Annotated in this window: 26 protein-coding genes, 1 tRNA gene and 1 pseudogene; 21 read left to right on the top strand and 7 right to left on the bottom strand. The window is 32.6% G+C overall.

Going from position 1 to position 22984, the window contains the following annotated elements:
• The 9 genes from DWV06_RS00550 to DWV06_RS18295 form a co-directional block, all read left to right on the top strand.
• Nucleotides 1-2193: Ig-like domain-containing protein (locus tag DWV06_RS00550; protein ID WP_235828867.1), on the top strand; the 2193-nt coding region annotated here is incomplete at its 5' end.
• A gap of 149 nt (nt 2194-2342) precedes the next feature.
• Nucleotides 2343-2417: transfer RNA gene (locus DWV06_RS00545), tRNA-Arg, on the top strand.
• Nucleotides 2418-2544: 127 nt separating this feature from the next.
• Entirely contained in the window at nt 2545-3789 is a 1245-nt protein-coding gene (locus DWV06_RS00540) for an SH3 domain-containing protein (RefSeq protein ID WP_115480231.1), read from the top strand.
• Between the two features lie 175 nt (nt 3790-3964).
• On the top strand, nt 3965-4399 hold the full coding sequence (locus tag DWV06_RS00535; protein WP_115480230.1) for a hypothetical protein: 435 nt from the start codon (nt 3965-3967) through the stop codon (nt 4397-4399).
• Nucleotides 4400-4484: 85 nt separating this feature from the next.
• On the top strand, nt 4485-5198 hold the full coding sequence (locus DWV06_RS00530; protein ID WP_115480229.1) for a pseudouridine synthase: 714 nt from the start codon (nt 4485-4487) through the stop codon (nt 5196-5198).
• 6 nt (nt 5199-5204) lie between these two features.
• Nucleotides 5205-7157, top strand: a complete 1953-nt coding sequence (ligA, locus tag DWV06_RS00525) for an NAD-dependent DNA ligase LigA (RefSeq protein ID WP_115480228.1) — start codon at nt 5205-5207, stop codon at nt 7155-7157.
• Nucleotides 7158-7290: 133 nt separating this feature from the next.
• Nucleotides 7291-8196, top strand: coding sequence for a homoserine O-acetyltransferase MetA (metA, locus tag DWV06_RS00520; RefSeq protein WP_115480227.1), 906 nt, complete (start codon nt 7291-7293; stop codon nt 8194-8196).
• A gap of 813 nt (nt 8197-9009) precedes the next feature.
• Nucleotides 9010-9537 carry a hypothetical protein gene (locus DWV06_RS00515; RefSeq protein WP_115480226.1) on the top strand — a complete coding sequence of 176 codons (528 nt, stop codon included), beginning with the start codon at nt 9010-9012 and terminating at the stop codon, nt 9535-9537.
• A complete protein-coding gene (locus tag DWV06_RS18295) occupies nt 9530-9682 on the top strand; it encodes a hypothetical protein (protein WP_155522611.1) in 153 nt (50 codons plus the stop codon). Before DWV06_RS00515 ends, DWV06_RS18295 begins: the two co-directional genes overlap by 8 nt.
• A 78-nt stretch (nt 9683-9760) precedes the next feature.
• Here DWV06_RS18295 and DWV06_RS00510 read toward each other — a convergent pair.
• The 3 genes and pseudogenes from DWV06_RS00510 to DWV06_RS00500 all read right to left on the bottom strand — a co-directional run.
• Nucleotides 9761-10005 (bottom strand): annotated as a pseudogene (locus DWV06_RS00510) (transposase domain-containing protein); the annotation flags it as partial.
• A 158-nt stretch (nt 10006-10163) separates the two neighbouring features.
• Nucleotides 10164-10889: an AAA family ATPase gene (locus tag DWV06_RS00505; protein ID WP_115480225.1), complete on the bottom strand. Its 726-nt coding sequence runs from the start codon at nt 10887-10889 to the stop codon at nt 10164-10166.
• 16 nt (nt 10890-10905) lie between these two features.
• Nucleotides 10906-11232: an ATP-binding cassette domain-containing protein gene (locus DWV06_RS00500; RefSeq protein ID WP_115480224.1), complete on the bottom strand. Its 327-nt coding sequence runs from the start codon at nt 11230-11232 to the stop codon at nt 10906-10908.
• A gap of 138 nt (nt 11233-11370) precedes the next feature.
• Here DWV06_RS00500 and DWV06_RS18290 point away from each other — a divergent pair, with 138 nt between their 5' ends.
• Nucleotides 11371-11544 carry a hypothetical protein gene (locus tag DWV06_RS18290; RefSeq protein ID WP_162300531.1) on the top strand — a complete coding sequence of 58 codons (174 nt, stop codon included), beginning with the start codon at nt 11371-11373 and terminating at the stop codon, nt 11542-11544.
• A gap of 463 nt (nt 11545-12007) precedes the next feature.
• On the opposite strand, the gene DWV06_RS00495 is transcribed toward DWV06_RS18290, so the two are convergent.
• Nucleotides 12008-12355, bottom strand: a complete 348-nt coding sequence (locus tag DWV06_RS00495; protein WP_115480223.1) for a winged helix-turn-helix transcriptional regulator — start codon at nt 12353-12355, stop codon at nt 12008-12010.
• Between the two features lie 211 nt (nt 12356-12566).
• Between DWV06_RS00495 and DWV06_RS00490 the strand changes: the two genes are divergently transcribed.
• From DWV06_RS00490 to DWV06_RS18745, 5 genes are all read left to right on the top strand, one after another.
• Entirely contained in the window at nt 12567-13097 is a 531-nt protein-coding gene (locus tag DWV06_RS00490; RefSeq protein WP_115480222.1) for an NAD(P)H-dependent oxidoreductase, read from the top strand.
• Nucleotides 13098-13447: 350 nt separating this feature from the next.
• Nucleotides 13448-13864, top strand: a complete 417-nt coding sequence (locus DWV06_RS00485) for a hypothetical protein (protein ID WP_115480221.1) — start codon at nt 13448-13450, stop codon at nt 13862-13864.
• On the top strand, nt 13791-14192 hold the full coding sequence (locus tag DWV06_RS19060) for a hypothetical protein (protein ID WP_115480220.1): 402 nt from the start codon (nt 13791-13793) through the stop codon (nt 14190-14192). Before DWV06_RS00485 ends, DWV06_RS19060 begins: the two co-directional genes overlap by 74 nt.
• A gap of 28 nt (nt 14193-14220) precedes the next feature.
• Entirely contained in the window at nt 14221-14802 is a 582-nt protein-coding gene (locus tag DWV06_RS00475) for a GNAT family N-acetyltransferase (protein ID WP_115480219.1), read from the top strand.
• Nucleotides 14803-14858: 56 nt separating this feature from the next.
• Complete coding sequence (locus DWV06_RS18745) at nt 14859-15455, top strand: hypothetical protein (protein WP_115480218.1); 597 nt, start codon at nt 14859-14861, stop codon at nt 15453-15455.
• 6 nt (nt 15456-15461) lie between these two features.
• Here DWV06_RS18745 and DWV06_RS00465 read toward each other — a convergent pair whose 3' ends face one another.
• Together DWV06_RS00465 and DWV06_RS00460 are read right to left on the bottom strand one after the other, a co-directional pair.
• On the bottom strand, nt 15462-16067 hold the full coding sequence (locus DWV06_RS00465; RefSeq protein WP_115480217.1) for a GNAT family N-acetyltransferase: 606 nt from the start codon (nt 16065-16067) through the stop codon (nt 15462-15464).
• A gap of 102 nt (nt 16068-16169) precedes the next feature.
• Nucleotides 16170-16457, bottom strand: coding sequence for a CD3324 family protein (locus tag DWV06_RS00460; protein WP_115480216.1), 288 nt, complete (start codon nt 16455-16457; stop codon nt 16170-16172).
• Between the two features lie 297 nt (nt 16458-16754).
• Between DWV06_RS00460 and DWV06_RS00455 the strand changes: the two genes are divergently transcribed.
• Nucleotides 16755-17801 carry a DNA/RNA non-specific endonuclease gene (locus DWV06_RS00455; RefSeq protein ID WP_235828866.1) on the top strand — a complete coding sequence of 349 codons (1047 nt, stop codon included), beginning with the start codon at nt 16755-16757 and terminating at the stop codon, nt 17799-17801.
• Nucleotides 17802-17871: 70 nt separating this feature from the next.
• On the opposite strand, the gene DWV06_RS00450 is transcribed toward DWV06_RS00455, so the two are convergent.
• The gene (locus DWV06_RS00450) at nt 17872-19236 is read right to left on the bottom strand and encodes an MATE family efflux transporter (protein WP_115480215.1); all 1365 of its coding nucleotides are present in this window, start codon (nt 19234-19236) and stop codon (nt 17872-17874) included.
• Nucleotides 19237-19359: 123 nt separating this feature from the next.
• Between DWV06_RS00450 and DWV06_RS00445 the strand changes: the two genes are divergently transcribed.
• The 5 genes from DWV06_RS00445 (at nt 19360) to DWV06_RS00425 (ending at nt 22937) form a co-directional block, all read left to right on the top strand.
• Nucleotides 19360-19893: a PadR family transcriptional regulator gene (locus DWV06_RS00445; protein WP_115480214.1), complete on the top strand. Its 534-nt coding sequence runs from the start codon at nt 19360-19362 to the stop codon at nt 19891-19893.
• A 70-nt stretch (nt 19894-19963) separates the two neighbouring features.
• Nucleotides 19964-20440 (top strand): hypothetical protein, encoded by a 477-nt coding sequence (locus DWV06_RS00440; protein ID WP_115480213.1) that lies wholly within the window; start codon nt 19964-19966, stop codon nt 20438-20440.
• A 183-nt stretch (nt 20441-20623) separates the two neighbouring features.
• On the top strand, nt 20624-21208 hold the full coding sequence (locus DWV06_RS00435) for a TetR/AcrR family transcriptional regulator (protein ID WP_115480212.1): 585 nt from the start codon (nt 20624-20626) through the stop codon (nt 21206-21208).
• Between the two features lie 3 nt (nt 21209-21211).
• Nucleotides 21212-22099, top strand: coding sequence for an alpha/beta hydrolase (locus tag DWV06_RS18740; protein ID WP_235828865.1), 888 nt, complete (start codon nt 21212-21214; stop codon nt 22097-22099).
• A gap of 43 nt (nt 22100-22142) precedes the next feature.
• Nucleotides 22143-22937, top strand: coding sequence for a DUF1835 domain-containing protein (locus DWV06_RS00425; RefSeq protein WP_115480211.1), 795 nt, complete (start codon nt 22143-22145; stop codon nt 22935-22937).
• The last annotated feature ends 47 nt before the right edge of the window (nt 22938-22984 follow it).

Below are 22984 nucleotides of genomic sequence, written 5' to 3'. Positions count from 1 at the left end.
ACGATGACGATTCCGGAGAAAGTGAGCGGGAAAGACCAGGCAGGAAATGACCTGTACCAGGGGGATGTGACCGTGGACTGTGCGTTTCGGGACAGCCTTTCCGGTCTTGCCAAAGTGACCTATCAGGTGGAAGAAGTGGAGACCGGGAACGTGACGCAGGAAGAGACGATCGTCATCGGGGAAGAGGGAACAATCCGTCAGGGAAGTGCGCAGATTGTAGAGAAGGATGAGAACCTGGTGACAGAGCTGGCAAAGAGCATCAAGGTGACGAACAACCGCAACAACATCAAAGTCCGTGCCGTATTCACAGACCGTGCCGGCTATGAAACAAGAGAAGAACGAACGTTCAGCATCGATAAGACGGCACCGGTCCTTGCAGTCACGTATGACAACAATTCCTATGATAAGGAATTCGAATCAGAGACACAGTATTACAAAGAAGGAAGAACGGCGACGCTTACCGTGACGGAACGAAACTTCAACGAGGCAGATGCGAAGGTGACGGTGACAAACAGTGAGGGCAGTGCGCCTACCATCAGCGGCTGGACGAAGCATGAGAACCGTCAGGATCCGGATCAGACGACCTATACGGCGACCATCTCTTATCAGCAGGAAGGGGATTATACCTTTGCCATGAGTTTTGAGGATTTGGCCGGAAATCAGGCGGCGGACATCCCGCAACAGAAGTTCACGGTCGATACGACGGCACCGGTCATAGAAGTCACGTATGACAATAACCAGGCGCAGCGTGAGACGTTTTATAAAGAAGGGCGTACGGCGACCGTGACCATAAGGGAGCACAACTTTGAGACCAGCCGTATCAAGACGGTATTGAAAGCGAAAGACCAAGGGGCGGCGCCGGGCATCAGCAGTTTTACCAGCAATGGGGATGTCCATACGGCAAGCATCCGCTTTGAGGACGACCAGGTCTATACCTTTGACATCGATTATACGGACAAAGCCGGGAACCAGGCGGCAGACCTTAAGGAGATCACGTTCTGTGTGGACAAAACCAAGCCCGCTTTGACCGTAACGGGGATCAAGAACCATTCGGCCAACAGCGGAAGGGATGCGGACAAAAAAGAGACGAACGTAGGCTTTGTCCTTGAGGCATCGGATGAGAATTTCGCGGGTCTGACCCCGCACTTAAACCTTGTGACGTTAGAGGGAATCAAAAACTGTGATAACTTATTGGGCAGTGCACAGGCAGTTGAAAACGGCCAGCGTTATGCCGTGAGCAACTTAAAGAAGGACGGGATCTATCTCCTGACGGCGACCGTAACGGATCAAGCCGGAAATGAGAACAAAGCAGCAAAGGTGACCGAGGCAGATGGCAGGGTACAGGAAGCAGAGCAGATCGTATTTTCCGTGAACCGCAATGGTTCGGTGTATACGCTGGATGAAGCGACCAGAAAGATCAATGGCTCCTACCTGACCAAAGAGCAGGACATCGTGATTCAGGAGACCAACGTGAATTCCTTAAAGGAGAGAACACTGACCTTATTTCAGGACAACCAGACGAAGAGCCTGAAAGAAGGAGAGGATTATCAGATCCAAAAGACAGAAGGGAACGGACAATGGAACCAGTATACGTATCAGATCTACAAAAAGAATTTTTCGAATGATGGGTATTACAGCCTGGCGCTGTATTCTGTGGATGCCGCAGACAACAAGTCGGAGAACAACATGGATACCAAGGATGTGGAACTGCGGTTCGCGGTAGACAAGACGGCACCGAAGGTCATCGTGACGAACCTTTCTGACCGGGAAGCGTATCAGGAAGAAAAGAAGGACGTGACCATGGTCATCGACGATAACATGAAACTGCAGGAAGTCAAAGTCTACCATTCTACGTATAACGGAAACGCTAGCGACTCCTCCTATGGGGAAGCAGCAGAGACTTGGGACAATGAGAAGATCCAACAGATGGTGTCAGGGAAAGAGGACTTTACCTTCCCTATCGATGGGAACACGACGCAAAAACACAAGGTCAAGATCGTAGCGGTCGATGCGGCGGGAACCCAGAAAGAAGTGGAAGTGAAAGACTTCTATGTGACCAAGAGCTGGATCATCGGCGTGAAGACGCAGGGAAAGAAGGCCCTACCGATCGCAGGAGGCGTTTTATTGCTTGGAGGGCTTGGCGCAGGTGTTGTGTTTGTACTTCGTAAGAGGAAAGCTGTTAACGTAAAATAATTTGAATAAAAGGTAATTATATTGTCAAGGTTTTAATAATCTTGGCAATATAAAATAAAAACTCTAAAGTTAACTCCATTGCAATTTACATGATTTTATGTTATTATAACAAATGTTTCATATTGGAAAGCATAAAATTATGTGAAAAAGCATCTGTAGCTCAGGGGATAGAGCAGTGGTTTCCGGTACCATGTTTTGCGGGGGTTCGAATCCCTCCAGATGCGTTTTGAAAACTGGTGAAATTTACCAATTTTTATTTTTTTGTTGCGTTTTTTTTATTGATTTGTTACACTATATGGAAATAAGCACAATAGTACCCAAAGGGAATAATAATTATAGGAGGAAATATTGATGCAGAAATTTAAAGATTTTATAATAAAAAATTCAAAGTATCTATTAGCTGGGGTAATGGTGATTGCTTTAGCTGTCGTTTTTATCTATGCTTCATATGATAGAAATAAAGAATCAAAAAATGTTAGCAAGGAAGTTGTTTCAGTAGATTCTACAGATACAGGAACTAAATCAACGGTTGAAAATGAGTTTGAGGTTGATAAGTATGAAGAAGTAAATAAATTAGTGAAAAAATACTACAAAGCTTATGCTGATGGTGATATAAAAACATTAAAGCAAATTGCGACACCTTTTACTGATGAAGAGGCACAACAGAAAACTGCATTAAAAGATTATATTGAATCATTTGAAAATCTTGCTTGTTATACAAAGGTAGGACCGATTGAAGGATCATATATGGTTGCAGTCTATTTAGAGATTAAATTTAAAGATATAAAGACCGCTGCACCTGGATTACAAACACTGTATATATGTAAAAAAGAAGATGGAAGCTTGTATATAGATAATCGTCCAAAAAAAGAATACGAGCCTGAGGTACAAGCTTATGCAGAGTCATTTGAAAAAGCAGAAGATTATTTAGAACTTTCTAAAAAAGTAAGTGATAAATATAATGAAGCGCTTGAAAAAGATAAGCAATTAAAAACTTTTATGAATGATACCATAAAAGGATTATCAGAACAGTCTGCTGATGAAACTAAGAAAGAAGAAACAAAGCAAAAAGATAAAAAGACTGAGGAAACAAAGCAAAAGGATAAAAAGGCTGAAGAAACGAAGAAGAAAGATAAAAAAGCAGAAGAGACAAAGAAAGAAAATACTAAGACCGAAAGCAAATCTGAAACTGTATGGGCTACGGAACCTTCTAAAATACGTAAAGGTCCGGGAGAAGATAAGGAACAAGTAGGATCTGCTTATAAAGGTGATCACTTTAAAAGGACAGCTGTTAGAGATGATGGATGGAGTGAGATTGAATATAATGGTGAGAAAGCATATATTAAATCAGAATTCTTATCAACAAAAAATCCAGTATCAGAAGAAGAAAATAAACCAAAGGTATATCATACAGAAGGACAAGTAGTTACTGTTGAAAAAAGTACGAATATCCGAGAATCTATGAGTGAAGATAGTAAGTTAATGGGAACTGTGGATCCGGGTGATTCTGTTACAGTCGTATTGGATTATGCAGAAGGTTGGACAAAAGTAAAATGGAAAGATAAAGTAGGATACATACGTACCGATTTGTTATAAACAAAGCGTAAGTTAAGGTAAAGAATTCATACAAAACTAAGGATTGGAGAATTTTGAATAATTAAATCAAAATTCTCCATTTTATTATAAAAAATCATTGTATAAATGATAAAGTGCTCCATATACTATTTTGATGAATCTATATATAAATAAAGGAATAGAAAGGAGTTTTTATATGATAAACAATGCTGATAGAACTGTATTAAATGAAACAGTCAAAAACACCAGAATGGCTGTACAATCAATAGAAACTATTTTAAATCGGGTAGATGATGAGGATTTATCTTACGAATTAAACTGCCAGGAAGAGAAATATAAAAAAATTGAGAAAAAAGCAGTGAATAGGCTTAAGGATTATAATACAAAAGTACAAGATGATTCTATACCTCAAAAATTAATGATAAAGTCTTCTATTCAGGCTAAAACTTTAATGAATAATGGTTCAAAACATATAGCTGATATGATGATACAAGGAAGTACAAAAGGAATTACAGAGTTATCAAAAGTTTTAAACGAAAACAAAAATGCAAGTAAATCAGTTTGCGAAATTGCCAAAGAATTAGTTGATTTTGAAGAGAAAAATATTGAACGATTAAAAACGTATTTATAAATGATTTTATTTGAATTTTGAGTTTACCTTGCGGCTGTTGGAGCCGCAGGTACCTTAATTTTAAATTGAAATGAAGAGGCAAAATATGAAGACAGAAAAAGCTGAAGTTAGATTAAATAAATATATTAGTGATGCGGGTATTTGTTCACGAAGAGAAGCAGACCGACTGATAGAAGAAGGATTTGTACAAGTGGATGGAAAAGTAGCTGAAAAGGGACAAAAAATTACGAATAGCCAGATAGTGTTGGTTAAGGGGAAGAAGGTTACAAAAGAAGAAGAGCAAATAGTATTACTTGTAAATAAACCTGTTGGAATCGTTTGTACTGAGGAAAAGAGAGAAAAGGAAAATATTATACAATTCTTAAATTATCCTAAAAGAATTACATATGCAGGACGATTGGACAAGGAGTCTCAAGGCCTGTTACTTATGACGAACGATGGTGATATAATAAATAAAATGATGAGAGCAAGTAATAAGCATGAGAAAGAATATATTGTAACAGTCAATAAACCAATAGACAGTCAATTTATTAAAAATATGAGTAAAGGAGTTCCTATTTTAGATACGGTTACCAGAAAGTGCAAAGTGGAGCAGTTGAACAAATTTGAATTTAGAATTGTTCTTACACAGGGATTGAACAGACAAATCAGGCGGATGTGTGAGTATTTTGGTTATAAAGTTATAAAATTGGAACGGATACGCATTATGAATTTAAAATTGGGAGATTTAAAAATAGGAACATATCGGAAAGCGACGAAAAAAGAAATAAATACATTATATAAAATGTTAGGGGATTAATCATTTATGAAAAGTAAACAAGACAGAATGAAAGAATTAGTGACATTATTAAATAAGGCAGGAAAAGCTTATTATCAAGAGGACAGAGAAATAATGACCAACTATGAATATGATAAGCTTTATGATGAATTAGTAGAATTAGAAAAGGAAACAGGAATTATTCAGGCAGGAAGTCCTACCATATCAGTTGGTTATGAAATTTTAACTGAATTGCCAAAAGAGATTCATGAAAGTCCGATGCTTTCTCTGGATAAGACCAAAGATTTAGAGGCACTGAAGGAGTTTGTTGGAGATAAAGAGGCAATTCTTTCTTGGAAATTAGATGGATTAACAATAGTTTTGACTTTTGAGAATGGAGTATTAGTTAAAGCTGTGACCCGGGGGAATGGGGAAATCGGAGAAGTCATTACCAATAATGCAAGAGTATTTAAAAATCTTCCATTGCAAATACCATATAAAGGCCGCCTTGTACTAAGAGGAGAAGCTGTCATTTCTTATTCGGATTTTATTAGAATAAATGAAGAAATTGAAGGAATTGATGCAAAATATAAAAACCCAAGAAATTTATGCAGTGGTTCTGTACGTCAATTAAATAATGAAATAACGGCGAAAAGAAATGTAAATTTCATTGCTTTTTCAATTGTAAATGGGGAAGGCATCAATTTTAAAAATTCTAGAGAAGAACAGTTTCGCTGGTTATCAAAACAAGGATTTCAAGTGGTAGAGCATAAAAAAGTAACAGCCGAATTGATGGAAGAAACAGTTAAATATTTCTCAGATAAGATTAAAACAAATGAATACCCATCAGACGGATTAGTATTGGTTTTCGATGATATCGCTTTTGGAGAATCTTTAGGTAGGACCGCCAAGTTTCCTAAGGATTCCATTGCTTATAAATGGCAAGATGAAATTATGGGAACTAAGTTATTAAATATTGAGTGGAGTGCATCTAGAACCGGTCTGATTAATCCGATTGCTGTTTTTGAACCGGTAGAATTGGAAGGGACTACAGTCAGCCGTGCAAGTGTTCATAATGTAAGTATTGTGGAAGAATTGCAATTAGGAATTGGAGATGAGATTGAAGTCTATAAAGCGAATATGATTATTCCGCAAATTGCAAAGAACCTGACAAAAAGCGGTAATATAAAAATACCTGCAGTCTGTCCTGTATGTGGAGGAAAGACGGAAATAAAAAGGACAAATCAAGTAAAAGTATTGTATTGCATCAATCCGGATTGTTCAGCAAAGCACTTAAAAGCATTTACTTTATTGGTCAGTAGAAATGCATTAAATATTGATGGATTTTCACAAGCAACTTTAGAAAAATTCATAGGCAAAGGTTTCATAAAAGATTATGCAGACATATTTCATTTAGATAATTATCAAGAAGAAATTGTAGAAATGGAAGGGTTTGGCAAAAAGTCTTATGAAAATCTTATAAAAAATATAGAGAAAGCAAGAAATACGACATTGCCAAGAGTGATTTATGCTTTGGGAATTCCTAATATAGGGTTATCAAACGCCAAAATGATTTGCAAAGAATTTAATAATAGTATAAATGATATGTTAAATGCTACTCCAGAACAATTAAATGAAATTGATGGAATTGGAGAGGTGATTGCCAAATCATTTGTCGAGTTTTTCGAAAAAGAAAATCATAGAAAATCATTTGAGGATTTATTAAAAGAACTGCATATTGAAACAGATAAAAACACCCAAGTACAACAAAAATTTGAAGGAATGAATTTTGTTATTACAGGAAGTGTAGAACATTTTGAAAATCGAAATGAGGCAAAGGAATATATTGAAGCCAGAGGCGGTAAAGTAACCGGTTCTGTTACCAGTAAAACGAATTATTTAATCAATAACGATGTTACATCAAATTCGTCTAAGAATAAAAAGGCAAAAGAATTAGGTGTAAAAATAATATCTGAACAAGATCTACTCAATTTACAATAGGCGATATGGGTATCACAGTCTAAGATAACAGGTTGGTTTTAAAATAAAAATATGTTATAATAAAAAAACTATGTTGCGTTGAATTATGATTTTACATACGCCTATAGAAGGATAACATTGAGAGGTGATATAAATGCCAATTAAAATACAAAGTGATTTACCTGCAAAGGAAGTTTTAGAACAAGAGAATATATTTGTTATGGATGAAAGCCGTGCGTTTCATCAGGATATTCGTCCTCTTCAAATTGGTATCTTAAATTTGATGCCAGTGAAGCAGGAAACGGAATTACAGCTGCTTCGTGCTTTATCCAATACTCCTCTACAAGTAGATATTACTTTTATAACAGTTGCAAGTCATGAATCAAAGAATACTCCAACCAGTCATCTAAACAAGTTTTATACAACATTTGAACATGTTAAGGATAAAAAACTGGATGGTCTGATTATTACTGGAGCACCAATTGAACAGATGGAATTCGAGGAAGTAGATTATTGGGAAGAGATTTCCGGCATTATGGAATGGACCAAAACCCATGTCAGTTCTACTTTAAATTTATGCTGGGGTGCCCAGGCTGCATTATATTATCATTATGGAATTCCAAAACGCCAATTGGATGAGAAAATATTTGGAGTTTTTTTGCATAAAGTTATGAATCGTAAAGTGCCTTTAGTCCGCGGCTTTGATGACTTTTTTTGGGCGCCTCATTCCCGCCATACTACAGTAGATAGTGAAGAGATTGCAAAGATAGAAGAAATTAAAATTCTGGCAGATTCAGAAGAAGCCGGTGTTTTTTTGGCGGTCGCTAATGAAGGGAAACAAATATTTGTTATGGGGCATCCAGAGTACGACCGTGTGACGCTACATAATGAATATATCAGGGATAAAGAAAAAGGTTTGAACATTCAATTACCAAAACATTATTATACGGATGATGATTTTAATATACGTCCTAATCTTCAGTGGCGGTCCCATGGGAACCTATTGTATGCGAATTGGTTGAATTATTATGTATATCAGGTGACGCCTTATGAACTTTAGGAAGTGGCTTGGAAACTCTAGGTTCTAAGCGATTTGTGAAAATTGGGATTTATTTAATAGTATCGTAAAGTATCGTTAAATAGTACAAAATATTAAAAAAATGGTGTAGTAATGGTGTAGTAAAACATAAAAAATGGTGTAGTAAACTATTAAATGAAAAGACCTTTTTGATAAAAAATATATATTGGTTTGGCATCACTCTTTTAATGAGTTGGTGCTATTTTTTTGTTTAAATAGAAATAATGTTGTCATTAATAAAATTTAGGTTGAAGTAAACCTTAAATCAATTAAGAGTAAAAGAATATACTTAATAATTTATAATTCGCAATAATAAAAATGGAATATAATTATAAATAAAAAATAGTCAACCAAATCTATCTTTTTCTATTTGCATATTGACAAAATAATATTAAAGGAGAAAATAAGTATTTACTTGATGAGGAATTTTAGAATAATAGTTAAATGGTATTATAATGATATTACTTTAACGTTAGAATGATGTATAAATGATATACAAATAATATCAAATTGGACAAATGGGGGTGTGTGGGTGTAATTGGCTACCCCTTTTTTTTATCAAACTATTACAGTAACCAAAATAATTAAAAATAAATTAAGATATAATGGCTTGAGGTATTTATCATTTTATAATATATTTATAATGTTTATAGTAAGGTTAACAATAAAGTAAAAATAGATAGTGTTTTATGATGGGAAAGCCAATGATGATTAGTATATAATTCACGATACAATATGTTCAAGAAAATGGATATGAGACAGTTGAAGATAAAGAATAAACAAGGAGATATTAAAATGATTATTGAATTTATCCCACTAGAAGGTATTAAAATAGATAATAAAACTATTAGATTTGGAGCAACAAAGGAAGAAGTAATAAAAGCATTAGGTATCCCTGATGATATATTAGATGGTATGTTATATTATGATAATATAGGATTAAGAATTGAACTAGATAAGAATATGAAAGTGAGCTTTGCAGAAAGTTGGAATGAAGAAAATATAAAATTAAAACTTTACAACATCAACCCTCTTGAAATAGAATGTGAAACAGTATTAAAATTATTAGAAGAAAAAAATAAAGGAAAAATTGAATACGAAGGAGGATATAATTATTATTTTTTAAATTTATCATTAGGAATTGGAAGGGAATTAACAACAAGTGATGTCTTAGATATGATAAAAGAAGCAAAAGCGGAAAACGTATATGAAGAAATGAAAGAACAATTATTATCAGATTTAAAAAAATCAAAATATTTTGAGTCTATTGGACTTGGAACAAAAGGTTATTATGTTGAGGTGAAAGGTGGAGAAGATGAGTAGATTTCAAAAAATTATTTTGTTAGTTATGTCGCATTGCAGTGTTATTTTATTGACACTTTCAATAGTTGCTAAAAAAATATTAGAGACAAAATTAACAACAAGAAGTTGTACTGGAATTTCTACTACATATGTAGCATTGACTTAGGGTTTAGTCGGTAAGCGCTCAATAACACGGTGCCTTTCATAATAAAATAGGATCAGCTATAATAACCGATCCTGAGTATTAACGTTTGCATTCATTTTGTACATCTTCTGACCAGGGCATTAAGTAGTCCAAGTTTTCTGGATGAATTTGCCAGTCTGTGTCTGGCATGTAAAGTAATAAATATTGTAAGTAAGTATATACGTTAAGTCCGTTTGCTTTTGCTGTTTCTACGATACTATATACAGCAGCTGATGCACTTGCACCTTTCGGAGTGTCTGAGAAGAGCCAGTTCTTCGACCAACAGTGAATGGGCGGATGACATTTCTGTAATTACAACAGACTCTGGAAAGAACCGCTCAGGTTCTTTCCTATGTACTCTCATTTATACTATAAATAAACATTATGATTTAATAAAAATATCACTCTCTTTTAATCTTTCCTAAATTTCGGCAATACCACTATTTTTACAAAAGTATATTTTTTATTTATTAGAGTATAATCTTTTTAAAAGTGACTTTCTATTTTCGATAAAAAGTTTAGTTATATTATAACTTTCTGTTTCCTCATATGTTATCTGGTTTATAATTTCACTGTCAAAAGAATAAATACATGCATCATCAATTCCTAATAAAATTGGAGAGTGAGTTACTATTATAAATTGAGAATTATTATTAACCAATTCATTTATCTTTATGAGCAATGATAATTGTCTTTGAGGGGAAAGTGCTGTTTCAGGTTCATCTAGTAAATATAACCCATTTCCTCTAAATCTATTATTTATTAATGAAAGAAAGCTTTCGCCGTGTGACTGTTCATGCAGTGACCTTCCACCATATCCATCTAAATCAACTCCTATATCATCCACGTAACTAGCCATATTATAAAAACTTTCCGCTCTAAGAAAAAAACCATCTTTTGCCCGAATGCCTTTTGAGAGAAGTAGAAAATCTGATAAAGATGAATGTGTTGAATTTGTACTAAAATTGTAATTAATACTACCACCTTCAGGATTAAAACCATAATTTACTGCAATAGCTTCAAGCAAAGTAGATTTTCCCGATCCGTTTTCACCTACAAAAAAAGTGATTTTTTTCTTAAAATCTAAACTATTAAGATTTTTAAGGCTACTGATATCATTATAGTAATCTTTATATTCTTGCTTATTCCAATTTATTTTTATACTATTAATATAATTATTTATATCCATGATAATCCTTTCTCAATTAGTTTAAAAGTAAAACATTATCTGCAATTTCATCGTAAAATTCTGTATGGTCAATCATAATTACTATTTTATCTTCCTTCCAAACTTTAAGAGTATCTTTTATTATATCAGCAGAAATCTTATCCATATTTGATGATACTTCGTCAAGAAGAATAATTTTGTAATCACCATATAAAGCTCTAGCAAATGCTATTATTTTTATTTGCCCACCAGATAAAGAATCCCCATCTTCACTTATTACATCATTATATAGCATATCCCTATCAAACATTCTTTGCATTTCTAATTTTTTAATTACAGAATTTACGTTGCAGATATTGTACATACTATGATACACGATATTTATACGATTCAAGAAGCAATGTAAGTAGTATTTAATGTGTTTTATAATAATTACAACTCTAATATACTTGATGAGAAATTTTAGTTAAGTATAATGAATTGGAAAGGAAGGAATTGACAGATGAAAAAAATGAAAAAGTTTTATATTTTTTTATTAGTAACAATATTGTCATTAAACATTATCTCACCTTTAAATGTAGAGGCAGCAACAAAATTAACGGTCTCTTATATAGATGTAGGACAAGGCGATGCAATATGTATATCAGGTGACGCAATACGAATTGTAAGAAAGTGAGGAGTTATTAATACAAAAAATCCATACCAATAATCAACCTTGCTTTTTTCATCTCATCAATTTCAGAAATTCTTTTTGATATTTCTTTAATTTGTTCATTTATAGGAAATTGATATTAAGAAATAGTTTAAGGAAATCTTAACATAGACATATCCCTAATGGAATGGTTTTTGATAACTCAACATCCGATATGCTTTATACAGCATTGATTATTCCAAAATTAAAGCAGGAATGCAAAATAACGTAAAAAGGTCAGATTTAATGAGAGATGAAGTTCCTACATAAGTTATAGCAGGAGAAAATTTTTTCCTTTTCCCAGCTAAAAGAGTAATACCTCATGCAAATAAATATATTCCATCTTATACTACGTATTTGTTAAAAAAACGTGGTTAAATAAGCGTGTTAACAAAAGTAGCAAAGAAAATGATTGTTACCATTCTTTTGTAGATTAACTTTTAAGTAGTTATTTTTCTAATAATTCAATATCCTCTCCTTGACTTTTCCTAAGTCTAATATTTTCTCTTCCCCAAGAACACATTATATCAATAATTTTATTCGCAGTAATCCCATATTCAGTCACATAGTATTCAACTTTGGGTGGCATTTGATGATAATTAATTCTACCTACAATACCATCTCTTTCTAATTCTCGAAGCTGCTGTATAAGTACTTTTTGAGAGATGTCTGGAATAAGACGTTCTAATTCACTGGTTCTTTTTTTGCCAGACATAAGTAGACACACAATTAAAGCTTTCCATTTACCACCGAGAATTTCAAGAGTTGCTTCAATTCCTAAATTATATTGCTTCAAAAAACCACCTCCGATTTTATTATAGTGTATCAGCTTAGATTATAGGAATACACACTTTGAAGTAAGTATTATACTGACTTTATTGTGTGTATTTACAATATATATTTTTTAGACAATAATAATTATAAAGCTAATCTCAATTACTGTAAATTAGTTTTGAATTGATTTAATCAAATCAAATATCAGAGAAAATAGAAAGGATCGTGATTTTATGAAAACTCTTATAATTTTAGCACACCCTGACATTAATCATTCAAAAGTAAACAAAAGGTGGAAGGAGGAATTAGAGAAGTATCCAAATGATATTATAATTCACGAGCTTTACAATGAATATCCAGATTGGAATATTGATGTTGAAAGGATGCAACAGTTGCTGGAAGCACACAATCACATCATTCTCCAGTTTCCTCTGTATTGGTACAGCTATCCGCCATTATTAAAAAAGTGGTTTGATGATGTTTTTACATATGGTTGGGCATATGGCACAAAGGGAACTAAATTAAAAGATAAAAAATTTGGAATAGCTTTGTCGATAGGAGATAAAAAAGACAATTATTTACCTACTGGTTCAGTTTCCTTTACCGTTGACGAAGTAATTACACCATTTAAGGCTAGTGTAAAACATGTTGGTGCTAATGTGCTACCTTATTTTGCTTTTTTTGGTTCTTCATTTCAGGCAAGTGATGAGGAAATCGATCAGAGTGCAAAAGATTATATTAATTATATCTTTGCGTTCAAATAAACCGAGTTTCAAATATTTAATTTAAGAGAAAGTTAAAACCATAGCTAGATAATTAATGAAAGACCTGTAAAGTACAGTTAACTTTAAGAGTGGCAAATAGACTATGGATATGATAAATAAATATTAATATTTAAATATTGTAAACCAAACAGCCAGTTTTATAGTATAATAAATGTAATTTACACGGAATTCAGATATGTTTTTAGCTCAGGTAGAATGGTATAAAATATTAAATGCCTGACAATAAATGAATAAATAGAGTTTATTTTATTATGAATATAGGTAGAATTCATTATAAAGAACAGGCAGGAAAAGTATGAAAGAGTTAACAGGTAATAAGATTTCTTTAAATGAAGCAAGAATGTGGAAATGAACTCCAGAATGTTCTGGCTCACAGAAATGCTATTCAGGCACTTGAATATTTAGAGCAGGTGAAAAATATAGTTATTGAAGGCGGACCGTTACAATCTAAAAAAATAGACTTAAAAATGATTGTACATTCAAATTCAGAAGTCTTAACATATATCGTCAGTAAGAAAGGTTTGCTTCATTTATTTTCATTTGCTTTGTTTTCAAATTTTTTGCTTGCTCCGCTGTCTGATATATTAATGCCTTACATATTAAAAAAAGAAATAGGATATTTGAAATATATCGATTTCATTGTATTTAAAAAAGTACGGATTAAAGAAGTTAATGAAAAGTGGTCTGATAATAGAAACATTTGTTACCGTTATAGTCAGTATATTAATGTTTCCTATAATAGTTAACATATTCAAAAACTGGATTGAGATATTATTTATAACAATTTCAATTAGCTGCATGGTTATGGGCTTTTTTAATGCATGCGTAAATACTCCAATTTCAACGAATCTCCAAAATTTAGTTCCAGATGAAATTCGTTCAAATTTTTTCGCCGTGCTTGGTATGTTTTCTCAAGCTGCAATACCTATAGGGTGCTTGGTTTTTGGTATTTTACTTGACATAATGAGGTATCATTTTATTTTAATAATTATTAACTTGTTACTAATTTTCGTGGTGGCGTGCTTTTTAATAAAAGCTCCTGATGAATATGAAGCTGCAGATGATAGTTTATAATACAGTAATAGATATAGGAGAGTAAAAATTGTTAATAAATGAAAAAAAAATCACAATAAAAAATGGAATGCACATATTGCTTAGAAGTGCAAATGCAAATCATGCAAAAGAGATTTGTAATCTTAGACATATTACTTCAGAAGAAACACATTTTATGGTAAGATATCCAGAGGAAGTGGATTTAAATGATGAACAATTGAAAAAAACTTTGGAAAGCATTGAAAATGATGAAAAAGACTTTATGATTACAGCTTTTCTTGATGGAAGGATAATTGGAGACGCAGGCATTATGAAAATTAATAAATATATGAAATGTCGACATAGAGCGTATTTTGGCATTTCTATTTTAAAGGAGTATTGCAATCAGGGGATTGGGAAAAGTATGTTAAATTTAGTATTAAAACAAGCTATGATAAATGGCTTTGAACAAGTTGAATTAGGCGTGTTTGAAGATAATTCAGCAGCCATACACCTATATGAAAAATGTGGATTTAAGCAGGTTGGAATTCTACCAAGAGCATTCAAGCTCAAGGATGGTACTTATCGAGACGAAATAAAAATGGTTTGTATATTGAAAGATATACGTAGAAACAGGCAATTTATTTTATAACAATTTCCTATAACATTCATAATATAATACATAATAAATAGTAGGAGTTATATATTATGGAAGGTTTTCCGCTTTCAAGTCAACGCAACAGATTTCCATGCAATGACGATATTATCAGAACACGAGATTCCATTATAGAAGAAATACGTATAGATAGAAACACGGGTTATGTAACAATATCGTATGGCGTTATGGGTGATTTTAATATAATTCAAATGGAGCTTGTTACCTTGATTGTAGGCAATAATACTGTAATCCGCGATAGATCAGGCTTTAATATGAGGCTGTCCGATTTAAGAGAAGGAATGGTTGTAGATGCTGAATTTTCTTCTGCCATGACATTTAGTATTCCGCCTCAAGCTAGAGCTTATAGAATAACTGTGGTTAATAGAAATGCAGCATCTAATATCACAGAAGGAAGAGTTTTATTCATAGACTTTAATAATCGTTTTCTTTATACAGGTAATTCGAATAACTTATTAAGTCAAATGCGTTTTGTAATAACCAATTCAACAGTTATACTGGATAGGAATGGTAATCCAATACACTTAAGAAATATTAGACCAGGCCAGAGAGTAAGAGTCGAGCATGCAACGTTCCAAACAGCTAGCATCCCCCCTCAAACTACAGCTTTTGTGGTTCAGATTATATAAATACATTTACAAATCGCTTGGTTTAGAGTCACGTTTCTTTTTGTATGGAAATTGTTTTTCGAAATTCTCTAATTCAAGATCAGAAGAATCAAAATTTGTATCAAAACTATAAGTACCGGAATGTTTCATTAAATAACCATCTTCAAGCTCTTTAACCATAAAAAATACTGCTTCATCATCAATTGAAAAATTTGGAAGATGAATACTGTATTTACTAGCAGAAATAAACCCAAATTTCTTATAGTATTTTGGGTTGCCAGTAATCAGTACTGCTTTAAATCCAAGATCTTTGGATCTTTGTAAAGTTTTTGTTATAAGTAGAGAACCAATACCTTGATTTTGAAATTTTGGAAGAACCGATACTGGTCCAAAAGCTATTATGTTTTCGCATATATTACCTTCTTTTATCATTTTTGTATAGATAATATTGCCAATAATAATACCTTTTTCTTCAACAACATAATCCAAATCTTTAATAAATGTAGATGATTTCCGAAGTCTATGAAGTATTAGATGTTCATTGCATCCTGGTCTATATACATTCCAAAATGCTTCGCGTGTTACATGTTCAGTTTCTTTATAATCATTTTCTGTCTCGAGTCTTAGGTTCATAGTCATTACCTCCCTTATTTAATACAATTATTCTATAAAAAATTTATGATAAGATAAAGTAACTATATTATTAGAATTAAAAAGTAGAAAAACAACGTACTGTTAGCAAATACGTTGTTTTTCTGCTTTTTGTTTTGATAATATTTTGTAGATTCCTTGAGTAGAGATATGATATTCATTTGATAAATCAGTTACACGATATCCGAGTTGATATTTTTGATATATTTCTTTATTTCTAGAATTAACTAATTTTTTTGTATTAGTGCCATCTCCCCAAGATTTTCGATTTTCTTCTTTTCTGGGAATATACACATTTTCTCCATCAATATATTTTTGAATCTGTCTTATTAATTCCTCAGGTAATAATTCTCTTACATTTTTATAGCCCAAGTGTATGCCTCCTATTTACGAAATTGTATTAGAATGCATAGGCTATCAGATTGTGACAGCCTATGCTGCACTTACCACTAATAGATAATTTTTAAACATGTGAATTTTCTCCTTTTGAAATGATAAAATGAGTATAGCAAAGATTTAATTATTTAACAATTGCAAGATGATATTTTCTATTCTTTAAAAATATTGTATTAAAATATATGCACAAATACTTATTGATTAAATCTATTTTTAAATTTATTATAGTAAATACACGAAAGATAAAATATTTGAGAGAGGATTTTATTTATCATGAAAACAAAAGAGAAGATTTATAACAAAAATTGGTTTATGTGGTTCATGTTATTATTTTTAGCACCAGTAGGAATTTTCCTTATGTGGAAGAATAAAAAGTTCAATTCAGTAGTCAGAATGATATTATCAGTTTCTTTTGGATTTATATTTTTTATTGCTATTATCGTTGGCTCAACAGATGATACTTCAGAGAATAAAAATAATTTAAAGAAAGAAGTTGTAGATACATCAGAGAAAAATAAAATTCCCGTTACAGAATCAGAAGAAAACATAAAAGAAGAAACGAAAGCAACTAATAAGGACACAATAGAATATAATGGTATTTCATACAAGATAATTGAAGTAGAAGGTGGAAATTTATCGGGAGAAAGATTGCCAAATGTGGCAGTAGATATTGGATATGGAGATAGGACATATTGGGCCTTCACAAATCAATATGGACAGCTTATTAATGTAGTTGCCGACAAAGTTATTGTTCAAGACGATTCTACCGAGCCAGTTAACGCTGATGGAAGATATTATGATGATGAAGCCAAAGTTTCAGGTACGGAACAACCGGATTTAGATGAAGGACATGTTATTGCAGACTCCCTTGGTGGAGTTTCAAATGCTTATAATATTACTCCGCAAAATAGGATTCTAAATAGAAAGGGTGATCAAGCATATATGGAGAAAGTTATTCGTGATGCAGGTGGATGTGAAAATTTTGTAGCCACAATAACGTATCCAAATACAACAACTCAAATACCATCCGGTTATAAATATGAATACGTTTTAAATGGTAATTCAATCGTGGATGAATTTGATAATGTGAATCCGGATACTGTAATTAGCAATATAAAATCGCAGGAAAGTAATAGTAATGAAAGTAAAGATACTAATGCAAACGAGAAAGAAGGACTTTCAGCAATTGATACGAATGGAAATGGTAAAGTTACAATTGCCGAGGCAAAAGCAGCCGGATATACAATGCCGATTCTTTCAGATCATTGGCTATATAAATACATGGATGACAGAGATGGTGATGGTGTAGTAGGGGAATAACTTAATCTGTATCAAAAAAAGGCTGATAATCCGCCAGAAATCGAATTATCAGTCTTTAGTTTTGCATAAATTAGCAGTGAGAATATGATTTTACAATAGCTAATTCCTTATAAAGTCTCACAGACACAAATGCTGTAATAAAAGTGGCAATTACATCTGCAATTGGTTGTGCATAGAGTATGCCATTTAATCCCATGAACATGGGAAGAATAAGAATGACAGGTACAAAACAAATACCCTGTCTGCATATGCCTAATAAACATCCTTCTTTTGCTTTTCCCAAAGCTAGAAATAAGGACGAATATACAGTATAGAATCCAAAAAGCATAAATGATAAACCATTTGCTCTCAGAGCTTTTTGACCAATCTTAATTAATACAGTGTCGCCATTTGTAAATTGAGAAATAATAGTCGTTGGAAAAGCAACCATTATCAATCCAAGGATTACACAAAATATAGTTGTCCATAATACAGCAGTTTTTATTGCTTCATATAACCGGTCATAATTTTTTGCTCCATAATTATATCCGGCAATTGGCTGAAAACCTTTAATAAATCCAAAGACAATAAGGCTGCCTAAAGAAATAATACGAATTACAGTACCCATTCCGGCAATTGCAGAATCACCATATTTTGCGGCTTCCATGTTCGTAAGTGTAATGGAAAGACTTGTTAGTAACTGAAAAATTAAAGTGGGTATCCCTATCTTTAATATTTCTGATAGGATTTCTTTTGAAAAGCAACATTCCTTTATTCGAAAACTGAAAATACTTTTCCTGCTTCGTATATAGCTGAGAAAAACTAGTGCAGAAACGATTTGAGAAATCGCTGTTGCGAAGGCAGCACCAGCTACCCCCATATCTAGGGAATAAATTAAAATAGGATCTAAAACCATGTTTAATACTGCACCTATAAGCATTGTGCACATAGTAGTTTTTGCAGCTCCTTCACTTGTTACAATATTATTCATTGTGACGTTAAATACGTTAAAAATAGATGATATCAGATAGATACTTCCATAAGTGATTGCATATGGCATTATGCTCTCTGTTGCACCTAATAGTTTCAGAATAGGTCGTAAAAAAATCATAGCTATAATTATAATTACTGTGCCAACTACAACGCTGCTATAAAGAGAGGTACTCGCTACTTTTCCTGCTTTTTCTTTCTCGCCGTGGCCTAATAATCTTGCAATATAGGAAGCTGCACCATTTCCAAATAATAACCCTAAACCAACCACGATCTGCCCAAGTGGAAAAGCCACTGATATAGCACCCATTTGACTTGTTCCTAGTGATCCAACAAAATAGGCATCTACTAAATTGTATAATGCATTTATCATCATACCTATCATGGTAGGTAATCCCATAGCTAAGAGAGCTTTCGGTATGGGGGCTGTTTCCAGTAATGCAATTTTTTTGTTACTTTCGTTCATGTTTAATCCTCCTTTTCTCTTGACATAAACTATAAAATACAATACTATAAATTATAGCGGTGAAGAAGATGATACTATAAATTATAGTAGTTGTCAAGAATAATATAGAGAAGGAGAATTTTTATGGCTACAATTGATTTGATTGTATTAGGAATTTTAAAAAAAGAATCCTTAAGTGCTTATGACATTCAAAAAATAGTAGAATATCGTAATATTTCCCGTTGGGTTAAAATTAGTACACCCTCAATATATAAAAAAGTAATTCAACTGGAGGAAAAAGGTTATATTCAAAGCACTATGGTCAAAGAGGGTAAAATGCCTCAAAAGGCTGTTTATTCACTAACCGATGAAGGAGAAAAACAGTTTGAGAAATTGATGATAGGAATAGCATCACAACCTATAAATATTTTTCTGGATTTTAATGCAGTAATTGTAAATCTAGATAGTCTTTCACCAGAAAAACGGAAATTAAGTTTAACAAATATTGAAAATAATATTAAAACGCTAAAATCATATCTGGAAGAAAACATGAATACTAAGGGAAATATGTCAGAGATCCCAGAAACAGGGAAAGCGGTATTGCAGCAGCAATATATACTCGCACAAGCAATTGAAACATGGATTAATTCTTTAAAAGAAAGTTTGGAAGAAACATAAAAAAATTAGTATTCAAAATAACTATTATCTTGGATACAAACATATATATATGTATGAATGGAGGGATACAATGAAAAAAATTTTAGGATTGATTACAAGTTTTGTGCTACTATGTATTGTGGGAGTTATGACAGTATCGGCGGCAGAGATTCCACAAGAAGCAAATGTCAGTAGTGTATTCAGTGAGGCCAATGGTAATATTAATTTATCAACAAATTATTTTACCGGAAATACAGTGAAGATGAACTCATATAATGGTGTCCGGTCAACTATTTCAAATATTTCTTCGGGCACTGTAACAGGAATCGACCCAAAAGTTACATCTGTAACACTAAATGTAACAGTTAGTTCAGGAAGCAGTCCATTCTACCTTTATGTGGAAGATCCACATGGAAATGTAGATTTTACCACAGTAAGTAAAAGTAGTAGTGTTTTTTTAAATTCTTTTAATGGCGTTCATCCCTATGGAAAGTGGAAAGTATACATAGTGACAAACGGAATAGTGTCAACAGCAACAGCTAGGATGAAAGTAAATTATAGTAACTAATAAACTATGTGAATACAATTGTTTCATATAGTGGGCGTAGTTATATCATTGTTATCAGAGTTTATTGAATATATAATAGCATCTTCACGTAGTGAGGGTGCTTTTACTATTTACATTTCGAAAAAAATATGTTAATATTTATATGACTTAAATAATGAAAAAGGTCATATAAAGGAGAAGGAAATGCCGAAATTTTCATCAATAGAGCGAGAAAAGATTAATAAACTAATTTTGGAAAAAGGAGAAAAATTATTTAATGAAAAGGGCTTTAATTCAGTGACAGCAGAAGAAGTGGCCCGTGAAGTTGGAATCGCAAAAGGAACTTTTTATCATTTTTACAAAAATAAGGAACATCTTTATATGGTAATAAATAATCGCTTGCAAGATCAGATATATAAAAACTTGCAGAAATTGCTATTACTAAATGAAGAGATTCCGCAAAAGGAACGTTTTTATATTTTGCTTTGTTATATAATGGAAGCATTTATTAAAAATCCATTGATTATTAATATAGATGCGGAAATATGGGAACGGATAGAGATGAAAGCTCCAAGAGAGTGTATCAATGAAAACAATGAAAGGGATTTGAAAATAGTTAAAATGTTAGACCAAGAAAGATTTTGTTTTCGGTATGATTTAGAATCTACCATGAAGTTGCTGCAATTACAATTTTTACAGTTATCACATATAAAAAAGGAAACGCAAAATTTAGAACTTATGAAAATTGTACTGAAGGCACTTGCAGAACATCTGATAAAGGAGGATTAGGTAATGAAAATACAGCCATTAAACGAAAAGGCATTAAGAGAAGCCGGTTGGAATGATATCTATCTATCAGGTTATTCGAAGAAAGTGCATATTTTCCATTACTTTGCAGGAAAAAATGAAAAAAATATTATTATTTTACATACTCCTGTAATAGCTGTTAAGAATTGCTATGAGTGCTTTGAACAACTTGGACGGGTTTATTCCTTTAATGTATTTGCATTGGATTATGTACCGGGTGTAGGAGAATGTAGTGGTGAGGTAAAAGATTTTACATTATCAAACATGGTGACAAATCTAGATGCCGTATATGAATATATTAGTGAAAGTTTTTCGGATGATATTCACTTGCTTGGTTATACAGGAGCTGGTGGAATAATAGCGCAGTATTATTTGGGAAAAAATAATAATTTTAAAAGTTTCTCACAATTTGCCTGTGGAATTTACAAAGATCCAACACCGTTAGGCGTTCCCAAGGTGTTTGCTAAAACGCTGTTGAATATATGTCGTTTATTAGTTAAAATAAATCCTGCATTAGCTATGCCTTTCTCACCACCGAAAGCCAAGGGATTTCATGCAGATGAGGATAATGAATTTTATGAAACGATCATAACTAGAGAACCTAAATTCTTTTGTTTAAGAATAAATACGCTGCTTCAAATATTAGAGTGTGTAATAGGAAAAAATAGTTTACTTAAAGTACCTATTTCGTGTCCTGCCTTGGTATTTAAAACATTACATGATCGTTATTTTTCAAAAGAATACTTTGAACGTTATTATAAAGCTCTTACTTGTGAGAAAAAGCTTGTAGAGGTGAATGATGTACATAATAGTTATTTTATGAATCCCGATCCATTTATGAAAGAAATTGCAAGTTGGGTAAAGGAACATTGAGAATGGTAAAATATTAAAAAAAATTATTTGAGGTGAAGTAAATATGATAGAAATTTTATTTGGGGATAGCGAAGCTGGAGCAATGAAAGTGGCCAAAAACAATACAACAGATGAAGTGATTTGTCTTGCCTTTATGTTGGATATTGGAGATATAAAAAAGGCAATTGATAGTAATGATAGACAGGACTTGATTTTTTCTATGTATTTACAAAACGGGTGGTGTAATAGACCAGATGTATTGGAAGAACTTAAAATGGCTGGAAAAATTTATATCAATGAATTAAATAGACTATTAGAGTTTTTAAAGAAAGGCGAATCAATACGGATATGGTATAGTGATAGTCCCTATTCTTTATGCGGGTTTTATTATCTGTGTAATATACTTACAAATTATTCAAATGATGTTTTTACTGTTAAATTACCAAATTACATACAAACCTCTAAAAACAAAATGAAAGATTATAGCAATTGGGGTGAGGTATCGGCGGAGGAATTCAGTAAGTTTCTTATTTATGAGAAAAAAATGAATATATTTGAAATAAAAATGTATAGTGATCAGTGGATAAAATTAGTAGAAGATAATAGTCCGCTTAGAGCAGCAATTAATGGTTTCTTAATAGGCGTAAATGAAGATTTTTATGATTTCTTGATTCTGCGTCACCTTTCTACTAATCCCAGAAAGGAAGCAAGAGTCATTGGAGACATTCTGGGGGATAATCCTCTAGGAGTAGGTGATTGGTGGTTTGCTTACAGGATAGAATTTTTGATTCATACTGGTCTTGTTAGAGTTGTTGAAGATTCTGAAATAAAATATGAACGTAAAATTTGTAAAGCCTAATGACTTTGGTGATTAGATATAAAAAGCTGTCAAGCATTTTTGACTAT

The organism is Anaerosacchariphilus polymeriproducens (genome assembly GCF_003363435.1).
Lineage (GTDB): Bacteria > Bacillota > Clostridia > Lachnospirales > Lachnospiraceae > Anaerosacchariphilus > Anaerosacchariphilus polymeriproducens.
The sequence above is the reverse complement of the archived record's forward strand: the minus strand, read 5'-3'. Positions and strand labels throughout refer to the sequence as shown.